The following is a 17,558-nucleotide window of genomic DNA, read 5'->3' on the forward strand; positions in this document are numbered from 1 at the left end:
GCCGCCCGGCGTCGGGCGTTCACCCGCCGTTGCCGGGCAGATTAGGGGGACGCCAACTTTAGTGTGTGTCCGCACTGCCGTTACTGTAAGGAACGTGCAGATGAGTCAAGCGTTGGTGAGGATCGCGGCCGGATGGCTGCTGGGCCTCATGCTTGCCGTCGCCGCAGCCGTGGTGGCCATCAACGTGGTGAACAATACCGTGGCCAGTCCGCAGCAGCCGGTCAGGGAGTATCTGGATGCCCTGAAAAGCGGTGACGGGGGGCGTGCGCTGGGGCTCCTGAAGGCCGCCGTTCCGCCCAGCAACGCCGCCATGCTGGACGGCCCCGGGTTGCAGACGTCAGCGTCCCGCGTCGCCAATGTGGCCATCGGCGACCCCGAGGAACGCCCGAACAACCAGGTGATGGTGCCCCTCGAGTACACCATAGACGGCAGCCGCCTGCACACGGAATTCCTGCTGCAGAAGACCGGCACCGAGTGGTTGTTCTTCAACACCTGGGCGTTCGTCCCGTCCCGTCTGCCCACGGTTGATATCACCGTGGTCAACGGCAGCGAGGCCACTGTCAACGGCGTCCCGGTCAACATGCCCAACGGCCGCAACTCCTTCGCCGTGTTCTACCCCGGGGAGTACGAGGCCTCCCTCGACGGACAGTACTTCTCGGCACCGGCCACCCGCGCCACCGTCACTTCCAAGGACACCCCGGTGGCGCCGCTGAACCTGCTGACCCAGGCCACTGACAAGCTGAAGAACGATGTTGCGGCCAAGATCCGGGAATTCCTGGACAGCTGCGCGGCGGAGGCCGTCAAGGAACAGAAGCTCCAGCCCGACTGCCCCTTCTACTACACCAGCAACAACAGGGTCCAGGACGGCAGCATCCGATGGACCGTGACCGAATACCCCGGTGTATCGGTGGAGCCGTTCGACGGCCGCTGGGTGGTGGCACCCCTGGACGGCAAGGCCAAGGTGGAGGCGCTCCAGCAGAACTCGTTCACCGGTGCCTGGTATCCTCTGGATCAAGAGGTGGACTTCAGCTTCACCACCCGCTTGGACGTCACCGGCGACACGGTCAAAGTCACCCCGATGCTGAGCTTCTAGCCCGCCTCCCGCCAGTCCGCGTCACGCCAGGCACGCTTTCAGGCCTGGTGCGTGCTGCCGCCCTTGATTTTCCAGGGTTCCGGCAACTCGGATGGCGTGAAAACATGCTCTGCGTGACCCCGCCGACTCGCTACCGCCGCCGTTTCAGGACGGTAAGCACCTGCTCCACCATCTCCTGCGGCCGGAACACCACGTCGGCGTAGTAGTAGCGGAGTGCTGTGTACCCCTGCAGGACCGACTCGTTGTTGCGCCGATGGTCCTTTTGAACCTGTTTCCACTCCGCGTGATGCCTCCCGTCCAGTTCCACCACCAGCCACCCGTCCAGCAGCAGATCTACATACCCCACCCGCTCCAGGTACACCTGCGGCTGCACCTGGATCCCCGCCTTGCGGAGGTATGTCCGTGCCAGCGTCTCGAGCAGTGAATCCGCCCCACTGTCCACCCAGTCCAGAACCGCCCTGGCCCTTCCGTTGCGATGTCCCGGTAACCGCTTGTGCAGGAAATCCACAGTCATGTCGCCGCGCGTGACGGCGCACTCCACCATCACCAGCGACTCCGCAAAAGGCAGGCATCGCAGCGCATGGATCAGCACATCGGCCAGGGCAGCCACCGGCTGAAGGGGAGAAGGCGGCAGGAGAAGTCCTGCGTGGTGGACGGCGGCGCCGCAGACAGCTTCCTGGCGGCGATGGTAAACGTGGCGCCTTCCATCCGAGGGGAGTGACCAAAGGCTGTAGGGAGACGCGGCGCTGGAACACGTCAGCAGCTCCCGGTTCCGCAGCACGGCAACCAAGTCCGAAGGCGCCGTCGGAAGAGCATAAAGCCCTCGATCCGGTTGCAGCACCCCGGCCCTCACGGCACGCCGAAGGGCGGCGTCATCCACTCCGAGCCTTGCCAGGGCTGACCTTCGGGCGGCGCCGCCGCAGATTTCCAGGGCTTTGAGGGCATCCATGCAGCCATGCTGCCCAGCTCCTGAAGGTGGCCGACAGCCTGCCCCGGGCCTATGTGGACAGCAGCGAACACAGTCCGCGTCACGCCAGGCACGCTTTCAAGACCCTCGGAGAACGAAAACCCTGGAATTCCGCGGCTGCCATTACGCCGGAAACGCGAAAGGCTGCTTCCCGTGACGCAGGGTCACAAGGAAGCAGCCTCTCAGCACAACAGCAGCCGGCCGGGTCAGTCCATGCCGCGCAGGTCCAGGACCAGTTCGGTGTCACCATCGGCCTGCAGGACCACGGGGATGCCCCAGTCCTGCTGGTACAGGTGGCAGGCGGCGTGGTCCGGGATCTCGCCGTCCTCGGTCTCGGGGCCATCACAGGCCGCGGCCCGGGCGGTAATGTGCAGCACGCCCTCGGGCACGTCCCGGGACAGCTCCAGGGTGCGCAGCAGTCCCACGGAGGTCCCGCCGCCGGACACCAGCAGCTCCGGCGGGGTGGAGGAGATCTTCAGCTGCGTGGGGTCGCCCCAGCGGTCGTCGAGCTTCTGCCCGGTGGGCGCGGTGAAACGGACCGTCAGATCAAGCGTCCCGGGAGCCACGGGGCTCTTGGGCCGGTGGGTCTGCGACGCACCCTCATCCACCTGCTGCGCTTCCTTGGGGATGGGAACGTAGACCAGCTGGTGCTTGTTCGCCTCCACCACCACCAGCAGCGGCTCCGAGCCGGCTGACTGCGTGTGGTCCACAATCACGTCGGACGGCTCTGCGAGGCCGCGGGCCAGCGTGGACACCGTGCCGGATGCGGGATCGTAGCGGCGCACCGCCCCGTTGTAGGTATCCGCGATCGCCACGGAGCCGTCCGGCAGGACCGTCACTCCGAGCGGGTGCTGCAGACGTGCCTCGGGGGCGGGGCCGTCGCGGAAGCCGAAATCGAACAGTCCCTTGCCCACCGCGGACTCCACGGTGATGGTGCCGCCATCGGCGATGACCAGCTTGCGCAGGGCGGAGGTTTCGGAGTCCGCCACCCAGATGTTGCCGTCGGCATCCTCGGCCAGGCCGGACGACTGGGCGAACCAGGCCTCATGCGCGGGGCCGTCGAGCAGGCCTTCCAGCCCGTTGCCGGCAATGATGGCCACGGCGCCCGTAATGGGATCGAAGCTGAAAATCTGGTGCGTGCCGGCCATCGCCACCACCACCGCGTTCAGCTTGCGCGACCACACCACGTCCCACGGCGAGCTCAGGGCAACCTCCAGCGGATCGCTGCCCAGGGATCCACTGAACCCGGCGCCTTCCTCGTCCACGCGTGCCGGGCCGGTTTCCAGCAGGCGCTGAATGCCGTTGCCGGCCAGGGTGGAGGCCTTTCCGTCCGTGAGCGAGAGTCCCCTCAGGCGGTGGTTGACCGAGTCGGCAATGACGACGTCGTATCCCGCCTTGGCTGCCACATCTTCCGGGAGCAGGACCAGGCCCTGGGGTTCGTTGAACTGGGCGCTGGCGGTGTCCCCCGCGGCAGGCCCGTCGGCATAGCCCTTGGTGCCGGAACCGAAGGTGGCCAGGACGGTCTGGAAGTCGGTGCCCAGCTCCACCAGGCGGTGGTGGCCGGTGTCGGTGACCAGCCAGGAGCCCTTCTCCGCGGCGCCGCCGGCCGCGGCACTTGCGGAAGAACCGTCGTCGGACGTTCCAGCCGGAGCCGCGGAGCCCCGGCCCGCCGGCAGGAACAAAGCCTTGCCAGGGAAGCGGAGGGTGCCGGAGGTCGCCTCCGGCGCCACGTACGGGCCGGAGCCGCGGTGCAGGGTGCCCTTGGCCTCGTGTTCGGCGATGAGCTCGGGGATCAGCACGGCGAGCCCGTCCGCGTGGCCCTCGCCGGAGAGGTGCGCCACGATGTAGCCCTCGGGGTCGATGACCACCAGGGTGGGCCAAGCGCGGGCGGTGTAGGCCTTCCAGGTGTCCAGCTCCGGATCGTCCAGCACGGGGTGGTGGATCTCGTACCGCTCCACGGCTGCGGCCAGCGCCACCGGATCGGCTTCGTGCTCAAACTTGGGCGAGTGGACCCCCACGGTGACCAGGACGTCCGAGTACTGCTCTTCCAGCGGGCGCAGCTCATCCAGGACGTGCAGGCAGTTGATGCAGCAGAAGGTCCAGAAATCGAGCAGCACGATCTTGCCGCGCAGGGCCTCGAGGTCCAGGCTCTTGCCGCCGGTGTTCAACCAGTTGCGGCCCACCAGTTCGGAGGCCCGGACCCGGGCATGCGTGCGTACGGTTTCGCTCATCAGCGTCCTTCCAGCTTGTTGCGTTCAGCCAGCTTGGCGTCGCGTTCGGCCAATTTGGCAAACATATCGTTGTAAGCGGTCAGATCGGCGTCATTATTCCTGTCCGCCGCTCGGTCCACCCGTTTGGTCTCCCTCTGGTCGGACCTGGACCACATGATGGCGACGCCGATTGCCACCAGCAGCGTGGGCACCTCGCCGATGCCCCAGGCCACCGCTCCGCCGGTCTGCTGGTCAACAAGAGCTGACGGTCCCCACGCGCGGCCAAGGTTGCCAAAGTAATCCGCAGCCAGCAGCCCAGTGCCGCCCATGATGGAGACGCCGAAGAAAGCGTGGAAGCCCATGGTGGCCAGCAGCAGGAGCAGCCGCATGGGGTACGGCGCACGCAGCGGCAGGGGGTCGGTGCCGATCATGCTCAGCACGAAGATGTATCCGGTGAGCAGGAAGTGCAGGTTCATCAGTTCGTGGCCCACATGCTCGCGCATGGCGAAGCCGAACAGGTCCGAGTAGTAGAACAGCACGATCGAACCGGCGAAGTTCGCGGCCGCAAACAGCGGGTGGGTGACCAGCTGCGAGAACTTCGAGTGCACGAACACCAGGAGCCATTCCCGCGTGCCGCGTGAGCCGTCGCCGCGCGCGGGCAGCGCGCGCAGGGCAAGGGTCACCGGGGCACCCAGCACCAGGAAGATCGGGGCCACCATGGTCAGGGCCATGTGGTCCACCATGTGCGCGGAGAACAGGACGCGGCCATAGACCGACGGCGGCCCGGACGTGATGTAGGTCAGGACCACCAGGCCGATGACCCAATTCACGGACCGGAACCACTGCCATGAGTCGCCGCGGCGGCGGACCTTGGCCACACCCAGGAAATAAGTCACCAGGCCGAAGAGGGCCACTGCCACCCAGAGCCAGTCCAGGCGCCATTCGGTCAGCCAGCGTTCTGGCGTCAGCTCCGGGGGCAGGTCGTAGCCGCTGAGGATGAAGGCGGGCGAGGCATTGGGCGCCGGTTCGGTGGGCTGGGGCGGAGCAGAGCGGCCCAGGGCCACGGCGATGCCGGAGGTGGCCCCCATGATCAGCAGTTCGGCCAGCACCAGCTGCCAGAGGACCCGTCGTGAAGACAGGGTGGAGCCCTTGCGGCCCAGCTGCGGGATGACCCACTGCCGGTGCATGAAGCCGATGCCGCCCAGCACCACCGCGGCCGCGCTCTTGGCCAGGATCAGCTGGCCGTAGGCGGAGCCGAAGAGATCACCCCAGCTGGTGACCCGGATGCTCGCGTTGATAACGCCGGAGGCGAAGACCAGCACGAACGCGAAGCCGGCCAACGTGGAGAACCGCCGGAGCGTGGGTTCGGTGATGTCAGTGGCTGCCCCGGCCTTGGTCCCGGTGAGGATCCCGGACAGCAGGGCCAGGATGATGATGCCGCCCACCCAGGTGCTCACGCCCACCAGGTGCAGGCCGAGTGAGTTGATGGCGCCCTCGTGGTCGGAAGAGCTGGACGAGTGGCCGATCAAGGCGGTGGGGACCAGGCCAATGAGGGCCAGGACGAGGGTCAGCGCCAGGCCGCCCAGTGACCTGACGCCGAACAGCGCTGTGGTCACCACCGCGGCGATGATGATGACGGCAAGCCAGGCCCGGCCCGTTTCGATGTCCGTCATGAAATACACCAGGGCCTGGGTGAACGCTGGGTCGCCGGACAGCCCCTGCCCCGCAACGTCGGCATAGGTGAGCACCAGGACTGCGATGGCGGACAGGGTCCACACGGCACCGGCGACGGCGGCGACGGCGAGGACGCGGGTGAAGGCGGGATGCTCGGGTGCACCGTTGTTGCCTGCCGCTTCCCGATCGCGGCCACGGGCATTAAGGCCTTTGGGAAGAATGCCGACGGCGAAGATCAGGCCACCGATGACCGTCGCCAGGGAGACGTTGTGGACGGCCTTGCTGATAGGAAGGCCCCAACGCACCAGGGCGCCGGGATCGGCGACGCTGCGGGCCGCTGCAGCGCCGGAGAAGACCAGTGCTGCTGCGAGGCCCAGGAAGAGTGCTGCCAGGCCTGCAAGCTGCCAGGGCACCGGGATCCTCCGGCTTCCGGCGTCCCGGACCGCAGCTCCCTTGCCAGGATCGGACTGGGGCGCGGTGGAACGTGGTTTTGCGGCAGAAGACACCATTCCATTGTCCGCTACGCCTGCCCGGGCCGCGAATCCGGGAGCGGGCTGTTAAAGCGAAGGAGCGGCAACCCAGGGGGTTGCCGCTCCTCGTTCCAGCCGGCTGCGTGCCGGACGGGACAAACCTTACTTCTTGGAGACTGCAGCCTTCAGCTTGGAGCCGGCGGTCAGCTTGACGCTGTGGCCTGCTGCAATCTGGATGGTTTCGCCGGTCTGGGGGTTGCGGCCGGTGCGGGCTGCACGGTCGGTGCGCTCCACGGCGAGCCAGCCCGGGATGGTGATCTTCTCGCCCGCGGCGACAGAAGTCTCGAAAACCTCGAACAGTGCATCGAGGACGGAGTTGACGGCAGCCTGGCTGGTGCCGGCCTTGCCTGCTACCTCTGCAACAAGTTCACTACGGTTCTTAGCCATTTATGTCCTCCTGGACGATTCTGATTCTGAAGCCTGCACGCGGCATGCGTACAAGCCACTGTCCGAAAACTTACCAGCTTGGGCGCTTCCGGTCCGCAAATTCCGCGTGTTTCCGCGACTTTTTGAGGTTAATCACCGGTTCCAGGGGTCATTTTCAGCCGTTGGCGGAAGCCTTTGAGCTTCCCGGCAGGTTTTGCCTGAGCAGTCCTTCAGGTCCTGGGTTCGTTAAATGTGGGAGGCCCCAACCATGTTCTGGTTGGGGCCTCGACCTAATGTGTGTCCGGCGGTGACCTACTCTCCCACACCCTCCCGGGTGCAGTACCATCGGCGCTGTGGGTCTTAGCTTCCGGGTTCGGAATGGGACCGGGCGTTTCCCCCACGCTATGACCGCCGTAACCCTTGTACCCGTCACCAACCCGTGGGGTGGTGTGGGAAGACTTGTGTGGTTACAACATTGTGGTGTTGTTATTCAGTTGTTGGTTCCTGCCAAAACCCTGGTGTTCGGGGTTGTTGGTTGGGAACCACATAGTGGACGCTAGCAGAGTTTGTATATATCTGTGTGGTGTAAGTTGTTGGCCTATTAGTACCGGTCAGCTTCACGAGTCGTTAGTCCTCGCTTCCACATCCGGCCTATCAACCCAGTGGTCTGGCTGGGGGCCTCTCACACCCGAGGGTGTATGGAAATCTCATCTTGAAGCGAGCTTCCCGCTTAGATGCTTTCAGCGGTTATCCCATCCGAACGTAGCTAATCAGCGGTGCACTTGGCAGTACAACTGACACACCAGAGGTTCGTCCGTCCCGGTCCTCTCGTACTAAGGACAGCCCTTCTCAAATTTCCTGCGCGCGCAGCGGATAGGGACCGAACTGTCTCACGACGTTCTAAACCCAGCTCGCGTACCGCTTTAATGGGCGAACAGCCCAACCCTTGGGACCTACTCCAGCCCCAGGATGCGACGAGCCGACATCGAGGTGCCAAACCATGCCGTCGATATGGACTCTTGGGCAAGATCAGCCTGTTATCCCCGAGGTACCTTTTATCCGTTGAGCGACGGCCATTCCACAATGTACCGCCGGATCACTAGTCCCGACTTTCGTCCCTGCTCGAGATGTCTCTCTCACAGTCAAGCTCCCTTGTGCACTTACACTCGACACCTGATTGCCAACCAGGCTGAGGGAACCTTTGGGCGCCTCCGTTACTTTTTAGGAGGCAACCGCCCCAGTTAAACTACCCATCAGGCACTGTCCCTGACCCGGATTACGGGCCGAAGTTAGATGTCCAAAGTGACCAGAGTGGTATTTCAACGATGACTCCACCCGAACTGGCGTCCGGGCTTCAACGTCTCCCACCTATCCTACACAAGCCACTCCGAACACCAATACCAAACTATAGTAAAGGTCTCGGGGTCTTTCCGTCCTGCTGCGCGTAACGAGCATCTTTACTCGTACTGCAATTTCGCCGAGTTTATGGTTGAGACAGCGGGGAAGTCGTTACTCCATTCGTGCAGGTCGGAACTTACCCGACAAGGAATTTCGCTACCTTAGGATGGTTATAGTTACCACCGCCGTTTACTGGGGCTTAAATTCTCAGCTTCGCCTTGCGGCTAACCGGTCCTCTTAACCTTCCAGCACCGGGCAGGAGTCAGTCCGTATACATCGTCTTGCGACTTCGCACGGACCTGTGTTTTTAGTAAACAGTCGCTTCCCCCTGGTCTCTGCGGCCCCGATCCCCTCCCGGTCGCTAGTACCGTTCAAGGTTGGGGCCCCCCTTCTCCCGAAGTTACGGGGGCATTTTGCCGAGTTCCTTAACCATAATTCTCTCGATCGCCTTGGTATTCTCTACCTGATCACCTGTGTCGGTTTGGGGTACGGGCGGCTAAAACCTCGCGTCGATGCTTTTCTCGGCAGCATAGGATCACCAAATCCCCCCAAACGGGGGTCCCATCAGATCTCAGGCTTCGTGAGTGGCGGATTTGCCTACCACTCGCCCTACATCCTTAGACCGGGACAACCATCGCCCGGCTCGGCTACCTTCCTGCGTCACACCTGTTAATACGCTTGCCTCCCGGGATCAGGTCCTGCGCTCCACCAAAACCCTCACACCACAAGGGTGATCGGGCAGGTTTCGGGCAGTTAGTATCCCCCGCTCAGCATGGGCGGTTTTTCGCCGGTACGGGAATATCAACCCGTTGTCCATCGACTACGCCTGTCGGCCTCGCCTTAGGTCCCGACTTACCCAGGGCAGATTAGCTTGACCCTGGAACCCTTGATCATTCGGCGGACGGGTTTCTCACCCGTCTTTCGCTACTCATGCCTGCATTCTCACTCGTGTAGGCTCCACCGCTGGTTTACACCGCGACTTCACCGCCCACACGACGCTCCCCTACCACTCCGGACGCCTGAACTAACTCCACAAGGAAGCAGCTTAGCTAAAATCCGAAATCCACAACTTCGGCGGTGTACTTGAGCCCCGCTACATTGTCGGCGCGGAATCACTTGACCAGTGAGCTATTACGCACTCTTTTAAGGGTGGCTGCTTCTAAGCCAACCTCCTGGTTGTCTGGGCAACTCCACATCCTTTCCCACTTAGCACACGCTTAGGGGCCTTAGTTGGTGGTCTGGGCTGTTTCCCTCTCGACTATGAAGCTTATCCCCCACAGTCTCACTGCTGCGCTCTCACTTACCGGCATTCGGAGTTTGGCTGACGTCAGTAACCTTGTAGGGCCCATTAGCCATCCAGTAGCTCTACCTCCAGCAAGAAACACGCAACGCTGCACCTAAATGCATTTCGGGGAGAACCAGCTATCACGAAGTTTGATTGGCCTTTCACCCCTACCCACAGCTCATCCCCTCCATTTTCAACTGAAGTGGGTTCGGTCCTCCACGACGTCTTACCGTCGCTTCAACCTGGCCATGGGTAGATCACTTCGCTTCGGGTCTAGATCACGCCACTGCAACGCCCTATTCAGACTCGCTTTCGCTACGGCTGCCCCACACGGGTTAACCTCGCGACGTAACACTAACTCGCAGGCTCATTCTTCAAAAGGCACGCCGTCACCAGAATCAGACTGGCTCCGACGGATTGTAAGCACACGGTTTCAGGTACTGTTTCACTCCCCTCCCGGGGTACTTTTCACCTTTCCCTCACGGTACTGGTCCGCTATCGGTCATTAGGGAGTATTTAGGCTTATCAGGTGGTCCTGACAGATTCGCACGGGATTTCTCGGGCCCCGTACTACTTGGGATACTCTCACAGGCGGTACAAACACATTACGGTTACGGGACTAACACCCTCTCTGGCCGGCCTTTCAAAACCGTTCACCTATGCGCGCACATCACACCCCACCAGCCCGGCAGAACTGGTATGGAAAGTCCCACAACCCCGACCATGCAACGCCCGCCGGCTATCACACATGGAACGGTTTAGCCTGATCCGCGTTCGCTCGCCACTACTAACGGAATCACTATTGTTTTCTCTTCCTGCGGGTACTGAGATGTTTCACTTCCCCGCGTTCCCCCCACGCACCCTATGTGTTCAGGTACGGGTCACCAAGTCACTCGCGCGCTTGGCGGGGTTTCCCCATTCGGACACCCTGGGATCACAGTCCGGTTATCGACTCCCCCAGGCTTATCGCAGATTCCTACGTCCTTCTTCGGCTCCTAATGCCAAGGCATCCACCGTGTGCTCTTAAAAACTTGACCACAAAGATCAAAAACAAAAAACACTCGAGAGAACCATGAAAACCAACCACGCTCCCAACACCCCAAAAGGGCATCAACAACACAGCCAGATCCAGGTTCATTATCTTGGAAATTGCTTCTTATACAAGATGCTCGCGTCCACTATGTAGTTCTCAAACAACAACCCCACACCACACACCCCCACACACAACCCCCAAAAGGGAGCCAGCATGCGCGGAGGCGTCATGGCAGGGAAACCAGAAACAAACAAACCCACAAGCCAAAAGACCCGTGGCCCTGTTGCCTCAGGACCCAACAGTGTGCCAAACACTAAACCATGCCGTCCCCCACCCACCGTTCCAGAACCATCACTGGCTCGTACTAGGACAAGAAGAAAACAACGCGGCCGCTATTTGTTGATATTCCACCCATGAGCACCCGCCGCAGAACTTGCGTCTGCGCAACGGGCTTTGCTTCCTGACAAACCCCCACCACCACATACGCGGCATGAACGATTTGTAGGTGCTCCTTAGAAAGGAGGTGATCCAGCCGCACCTTCCGGTACGGCTACCTTGTTACGACTTAGTCCCAATCGCCAGTCCCACCTTCGACAGCTCCCTCCCACAAGGGGTTAGGCCACCGGCTTCGGGTGTTACCAACTTTCGTGACTTGACGGGCGGTGTGTACAAGGCCCGGGAACGTATTCACCGCAGCGTTGCTGATCTGCGATTACTAGCGACTCCGACTTCATGGGGTCGAGTTGCAGACCCCAATCCGAACTGAGACCGGCTTTTTGGGATTAGCTCCACCTCACAGTATCGCAACCCTTTGTACCGGCCATTGTAGCATGCGTGAAGCCCAAGACATAAGGGGCATGATGATTTGACGTCGTCCCCACCTTCCTCCGAGTTGACCCCGGCAGTCTCCTATGAGTCCCCACCATCACGTGCTGGCAACATAGAACGAGGGTTGCGCTCGTTGCGGGACTTAACCCAACATCTCACGACACGAGCTGACGACAACCATGCACCACCTGTAAACCGACCGCAAGCGGGGGACCTGTTTCCAGGTCTTACCGGTTCATGTCAAGCCTTGGTAAGGTTCTTCGCGTTGCATCGAATTAATCCGCATGCTCCGCCGCTTGTGCGGGCCCCCGTCAATTCCTTTGAGTTTTAGCCTTGCGGCCGTACTCCCCAGGCGGGGCACTTAATGCGTTAGCTACGGCGCGGAAAACGTGGAATGTCCCCCACACCTAGTGCCCAACGTTTACGGCATGGACTACCAGGGTATCTAATCCTGTTCGCTCCCCATGCTTTCGCTCCTCAGCGTCAGTTAATGCCCAGAGACCTGCCTTCGCCATCGGTGTTCCTCCTGATATCTGCGCATTTCACCGCTACACCAGGAATTCCAGTCTCCCCTACATCACTCTAGTCTGCCCGTACCCACCGCAGATCCGGAGTTGAGCCCCGGACTTTCACGGCAGACGCGACAAACCGCCTACGAGCTCTTTACGCCCAATAATTCCGGATAACGCTTGCGCCCTACGTATTACCGCGGCTGCTGGCACGTAGTTAGCCGGCGCTTCTTCTGCAGGTACCGTCACTTTCGCTTCTTCCCTACTGAAAGAGGTTTACAACCCGAAGGCCGTCATCCCTCACGCGGCGTCGCTGCATCAGGCTTGCGCCCATTGTGCAATATTCCCCACTGCTGCCTCCCGTAGGAGTCTGGGCCGTGTCTCAGTCCCAGTGTGGCCGGTCACCCTCTCAGGCCGGCTACCCGTCGTCGCCTTGGTAGGCCATTACCCCACCAACAAGCTGATAGGCCGCGAGTCCATCCAAAACCACAAAAGCTTTCCACCAACCACCATGCGATAGTCAGTCATATCCGGTATTAGACCCAGTTTCCCAGGCTTATCCCAGAGTCAAGGGCAGGTTACTCACGTGTTACTCACCCGTTCGCCACTAATCCAGGAGCAAGCTCCCTTCATCGTTCGACTTGCATGTGTTAAGCACGCCGCCAGCGTTCATCCTGAGCCAGGATCAAACTCTCCGTTGAAGTAAAACAGACACAACCACAACCACCGGAAATAACGGCGACCACGGCTGCACAAAATTTGAAACCAGCTGTAAAAACCATGCCAACCACGGGGTGGCGGCACAGCAAATTCAACCAATTCATAAAAAATCGGTATCAACAAACTTGGCACACTATTGAGTTCTCAAACAACAGACACACCCGGCACCACCCAAACATTCCGTTCAGGATCGCTCCGGAGCAACTTTCCAAACTTACCCGGTTTCAAGGAGCTTCGCAAATCAGCGTTTCCGCGATCTTCTCTACTCTGAAACCGGCCCCACCCACGTCCGGCACGCCAAGAGGCGAACCATTTTCAGGCTGTCTGGTAAGGGGGTTGGCCGCTATCTTTCCGCTTCAGCGGCGGCGACTCAGAAAACAATACCCGCCCCTACACCCAACCGCAAATCGACCCCAAGGAGGCTCCCGTACCCCCAAAAACACCGGAATTTCAGGGTTTTGGGGTTGCCGTCAGACCACTTTCCGATGCCAGGGCGGGTTTGCTGCTTCTATGGAGTGGCTCACATCTGACAAGGAGCCAAAGGAGGCTACTCCTGCACGTTGAGGACCACCTCGAAGTCAGCCTCCCGGGGCTTGAGCCGGTATGGCTCCAGAACGCCGGGCCCACAGGCCGCGGTGCCAACACCCCTCATGGCGTGGTCCACGTAGATGTAGCTCCGGCCGTCCGGTACCAGATCCGGCCTGTGTGTGGCGGCATCCAGAGCCTGCATGCTGTAGGGCCTAACAGTCAGGGCAAAGGGTTCACCGGAAATGCGCAGTTCCCTGCCCCCGGTCTTCAGTACAGCAGACCGTACGCCCAACCGGGCTCCCGATTCCTGCGGACGGACATAGTCCACATCCAGTTCGCCGAGGGGAAGTTCAAACCACCCCGTCCGGGCACCCTGGCCCGTATCCGGGTAACTCTGGTGCGGGCCCTGTCCGAACCACTGCACGTTGGAGGTTTGTGAGCCCAGCACCAGCTCCAGTCCGATCCGCGCCCACTCCACCTCGAAGCCGGCGTTGACCCACTCTCCCACCGGCCGGACCTGGGTCCGCAGGGCCAGGGAGCCGGAGCTGCTGGTCCACAGGTAGTCCACCAGCACACCGAACTGTTTGTCGGCGGCGCCCATGCGCGTGCTGACGCGGAGGTGCTCACCGCCGTCGGGAGAAGACTCCGCGCGGATGCCCAGCAGTCGGGTGTGGAGCCGGTCGAGTCCCGCGTCCTTCCACTGGGTTGCAAGTGGCCGTTCGTCCGGACCTCCCCACTCCCGGCCAAGGTCGTTGTCGGTCGGGGGCCACCAAAGGACCAGGCCGAACTTTTCCACGGGAAGTCCGCCAATGGAAGTTGGCATTCCGGTGGCCCGGTTGAACACCGCGGTCCCCAGCCGGAGTTCGTCATCCCCGGCCTCCACCAGGTCCCCCGCCGGCACCTCCGCGCCTGGAGAGGTGACACGGACAGCCTGCCCCCACGCAACCTCGTGGCCAGCGGCCGCCCAGCCGGTGTCCACGGCCAGCACAGCGCCGACGGTGAGCACCGCCCTCTGGTCCTGCGGCAGTCCCGCCACATACCCGGCAACCTCCGCCGGCAGCTGAACTGCAGCCGTCGACTGCGCCGCCAGCGGCGCAACAGCCACCGTTCCCTCCAGCCGCGTGCCGTCGTCGTCCTCCACCTTGTACTGAAAGCGGTAGGCAGAGGTATCCGCAAAGTCCTGCCCGTTCCGCACGGTGAAACTGTCCCATGTCGCCGAAACGTCGATGTGCAGCGGCTCAATCACCTTCTTGAAATCCAGCAGGCCGGGGCGGGGGTTCCGGTTGGCGTCCACCAGCCCGTCCGTGACGAAGTTGCCGTCGTGGACTTCCTCGCCAAAGTCCCCGCCGTAGGCGAAATGCTCGCCACCGCCCGGCGAGCAAACAAGGATCCCGTGCTCCAGCCACTCCCAGACGAAGCCGCCCATCAGCCGCGGATACTTGTCGAAGAGGACCTGGTATTCGCTCATGCCGCCCGGCCCGTTCCCCATGGCGTGGACGTATTCGCACAGCACGAACGGCATGGCACGGCGCCGCGCATCCAGTTCCGCGTCCTCGAGCGGTGGCTCGATGCCCTGCCCGATGAGGGCCGTCTCGGCCTGGCTGGCATACATCCGGGAGTAGACGTCCACGTCCGCTGAGGACCAGTCGCCCTCGTAGTGGATGGGGCGGGAGGGGTCACGGTCCTTGGTCCAGCGCGACATCGCCGCAAGGTTCCGGCCGGTGCCGGCCTCGTTGCCCAGGGACCACATGATCACCGAAGGATGGTTCTTGTCGCGCTCAACGGTGCGCCGCATCCGGTCCAGCAGGGCCTCCTCCCACTGCCGATCATCGCTGGGGTTCTGTGCCCAGCCGGCGCTGTGGAAGCCGTGCGTCTCGAGGTCGCATTCAAGGACCACGTAAAAGCCGAGCTGGTCTGCCAGTGCAAGGAATTCCGGGTGCGGTGGGTAGTGGGAGGTCCGGATGGCATTGATGTTGTGCTGCTTCATCAGGCGCAGCTCCGCCTCCACCACGTCCCGCGGCACCACACGGCCCAGCCTGGGATGATGCTCGTGGCGGTTCACTCCCCGGAGCAGGATCCGGCGGCCGTTGACCTTGAACTGCGCGTCCTCGATGACAATGCTGCGGAAACCCAGCTGCAGGGCAACAGACTCACCAAGGGTGCTGACCGTTGCGTTGTAGAGTCGCGGGATCTCGGCAGACCATGGCTCCACAGCGGAGATATGGTGTTCCATGCCTGCAGGCAGTTCAAGGCCAAGTTCCGGAACGCGTACGACGGCGTCAATCGCCTTCCCCGCCCGGCTCACCTCCACACGGAGCGTGCCTTCGCCCGTTCCCGGGTCATAGCCGGCGTGGACGAAGACATCATCGATGCCGTCCGCCGGCCGTGCCTGCAGAGTGACGTCCCGGAAGATGCCCGGCAGCCACCACATGTCTTGGTCCTCCACGTAGCTCGCAGCAGAGAACTGGGCCACCCGCACGGCCAGTGTATTGGCTCCTTCGACCAGGATGCCGGAGACGTCGAATTCGTGGGCCAGCCGGCTCCCGCGGGTGGTCCCGAGCTCCACCCTGTTCAGCCACACGGTCGCGGCCGAGTCGATCCCATCGAAGCGCAGCAGGGCCCGCGGAAAGAACTCGGGGCCGGCGTCGAAGGTCACCAGGTGGTCACCGATGGGGTTGGCGTCCGGCGCATGGGGCGGTTCCACCGCAAAGGGGAACTGGACGTTGGTGTAGGCAGGCGAGCCGTGCCCGTGCATGTTCCAGCTGGAGGGGACGGGCAAGGGTGTGAAGCCGGAGAGGTCCCTTCCGTCCTGCCATCCGTCATTGGGCGCCGTCCGGATTCCCGGGCTCAGGCGGAACCACCATTTCCCGTTGAGTGAGAGCCGGGGTGCATCCGACTCCAGGTAAGCCCGCGCCGGAAGTGCTCCCCGGCCGGGTCCCAGGGAGGCCAACTCAGCGACATCGGCCGCGGCAAGATCGAGGCTGCGGGAGGAGCTTGCGGCTGTCGGAGCGGATCGGGGGCCGCGGGTTGCGGCGGGGGTGTGGGCTGGCATTGATTTTCCTAGCGGGGAGCATTCGTTGAGGCGGCGCGTGAACGTTCACGTACCAGTGCAAAAGCCTATGCGCTTACTACCGATTTGGGTAGGGGTCAGGCTGATTGCCGAAGGATCAGCTGGTGCCGCAGGGTCAGATGAGCCTCAGGGCTGCGGTCCTGGATGGTACCCGTGAGCAAACCATCCAAGAGGCCGACGGCGGCGCGGCCCACTGCGCGCAGGTCCAGGGAGAGGGTGGTCAACTCAGGCGTAACCAGTTCTCCGAGGGGAATTCCGTCCATGCCGATGACAGCACAATCGGCCGGGACGGAGATGCCTGACTCCTGCAATGCCTTCAAGGCGCCGGCTGCCATCAGGTCATTGAAGGCCAGAATGCCATCAGGTCGATCCTCCCCCGCCATATGGACGGCCACAGCAGACGCTGCCGCCGCCGCGGATGGGTGCGCCTGGGAGCGGACAAGGTGGATGCCTGCTTCGGCGGCGACGGCAGCTGCAGCCGCGCTCCGGCTGCCGGAGGGTCCGCCCTGGTCCGAGTCCAGGAAGACAATGCTCCGGCACCCACGGGAAACAAGATGGCTGAGGGCGAGCCGGGCTGCGTGGTGGTAGTCAAAGGAGATCCCGCCGGCGGTATCCGCGTCCGGCGAGTCCAGGGCGACGACGGGGCGCCGGCCCATTAGTGCCTGCGCCTCGTCCGGATGGGGCACAAGGTATCCGATCAATGCATCAACCTGGGGCGCAAGCCGGGCGGCAGCGTCCGCCGCGCTGCCGGTTCCATGCCCGTAGTCATCCACCACCACATTCCAGCCCCGCTCCGTGGCAGCCTCCACCACACTCGACGCGAAGGCGGGGAAGTAGGGGTTGGTCAGGTCCGGGATGGCGAGGCCCACGGAGATCCGCGCACCCTGGACAAGGCCTTTCGCGAAGCGGCTGGGGCTGTAGCCCATCTCAGCAGCGAGTTTCTGGACCCGTTCCCGCGTCCCGGCGCTGATGCCTGCCATGTCATTCATGGCCCGGGTAACAGTCTGGCGTGATACGCCTGCTGCGGCTGCCACATCCAGGATGGTGGCACGCCGGCCCCTGGGGCTCGGGGTTCGGGGAGTCATAAACCGTAAGTCTAGGCGGTGTTAAATCCGGGTGCTTTGTTAAATGTGGGAGGCCCCAACCATGTTCTGGTTGGGGCCTCGACCTAATGTGTGTCCGGCGGTGACCTACTCTCCCACACCCTCCCGGGTGCAGTACCATCGGCGCTGTGGGTCTTAGCTTCCGGGTTCGGAATGGGACCGGGCGTTTCCCCCACGCTATGACCGCCGTAACCCTTGTACCCGTCACCAACCCGTGGGGTGGTGTGGGAAGACTTGTGTGGTT

The 17,558-nt window shown here is 62.6% G+C and carries 7 protein-coding genes and 4 rRNA genes; 1 reads left to right on the forward strand and 10 read right to left on the reverse strand.

What is annotated here, in order from left to right; translation table 11 throughout:
• Positions 1-100: 100 nt before the first annotated feature.
• Positions 101-1,093: a hypothetical protein gene (locus FBY36_RS07735; protein ID WP_200830463.1), complete on the forward strand. Its 993-nt coding sequence runs from the start codon at positions 101-103 to the stop codon at positions 1,091-1,093.
• A gap of 130 nt (positions 1,094-1,223) precedes the next feature.
• Here FBY36_RS07735 and FBY36_RS07740 read toward each other — a convergent pair whose 3' ends face one another.
• The 10 genes from FBY36_RS07740 to rrf (FBY36_RS07785) form a co-directional block, all read right to left on the reverse strand.
• Positions 1,224-2,042 (reverse strand): DUF559 domain-containing protein, encoded by an 819-nt coding sequence (locus FBY36_RS07740; protein ID WP_142118307.1) that lies wholly within the window; start codon positions 2,040-2,042, stop codon positions 1,224-1,226.
• Between the two features lie 224 nt (positions 2,043-2,266).
• Positions 2,267-4,291, reverse strand: coding sequence for an NHL domain-containing thioredoxin family protein (locus FBY36_RS07745; protein WP_142118309.1), 2,025 nt, complete (start codon positions 4,289-4,291; stop codon positions 2,267-2,269).
• Positions 4,291-6,453, reverse strand: a complete 2,163-nt coding sequence (locus FBY36_RS07750) for a cytochrome c oxidase assembly protein (protein ID WP_142118311.1) — start codon at positions 6,451-6,453, stop codon at positions 4,291-4,293. Before FBY36_RS07750 ends, FBY36_RS07745 begins: the two co-directional genes overlap by 1 nt.
• 123 nt (positions 6,454-6,576) lie before the next feature.
• Positions 6,577-6,861 carry an HU family DNA-binding protein gene (locus tag FBY36_RS07755; protein ID WP_011693739.1) on the reverse strand — a complete coding sequence of 95 codons (285 nt, stop codon included), beginning with the start codon at positions 6,859-6,861 and terminating at the stop codon, positions 6,577-6,579.
• A gap of 278 nt (positions 6,862-7,139) precedes the next feature.
• Positions 7,140-7,256, reverse strand: a 5S ribosomal RNA gene (gene rrf, locus FBY36_RS07760).
• Between the two features lie 164 nt (positions 7,257-7,420).
• Positions 7,421-10,560, reverse strand: a 23S ribosomal RNA gene (locus FBY36_RS07765).
• 512 nt (positions 10,561-11,072) lie between these two features.
• Positions 11,073-12,594, reverse strand: a 16S ribosomal RNA gene (locus FBY36_RS07770).
• The 16S, 23S and 5S rRNA genes sit together here, the layout of an rRNA operon.
• 566 nt (positions 12,595-13,160) lie before the next feature.
• The gene (locus tag FBY36_RS07775) at positions 13,161-16,193 is read right to left on the reverse strand and encodes a glycoside hydrolase family 2 TIM barrel-domain containing protein (RefSeq protein ID WP_142118313.1); all 3,033 of its coding nucleotides are present in this window, start codon (positions 16,191-16,193) and stop codon (positions 13,161-13,163) included.
• A gap of 95 nt (positions 16,194-16,288) precedes the next feature.
• Positions 16,289-17,296, reverse strand: coding sequence for a LacI family DNA-binding transcriptional regulator (locus FBY36_RS07780; protein ID WP_142118315.1), 1,008 nt, complete (start codon positions 17,294-17,296; stop codon positions 16,289-16,291).
• Positions 17,297-17,388: 92 nt separating this feature from the next.
• Positions 17,389-17,505: ribosomal RNA gene (rrf, locus tag FBY36_RS07785) — 5S ribosomal RNA — on the reverse strand.
• Positions 17,506-17,558 lie beyond the last annotated feature (53 nt).

This window comes from Arthrobacter sp. SLBN-122 (genome assembly GCF_006715165.1).
GTDB lineage: Bacteria > Actinomycetota > Actinomycetes > Actinomycetales > Micrococcaceae > Arthrobacter.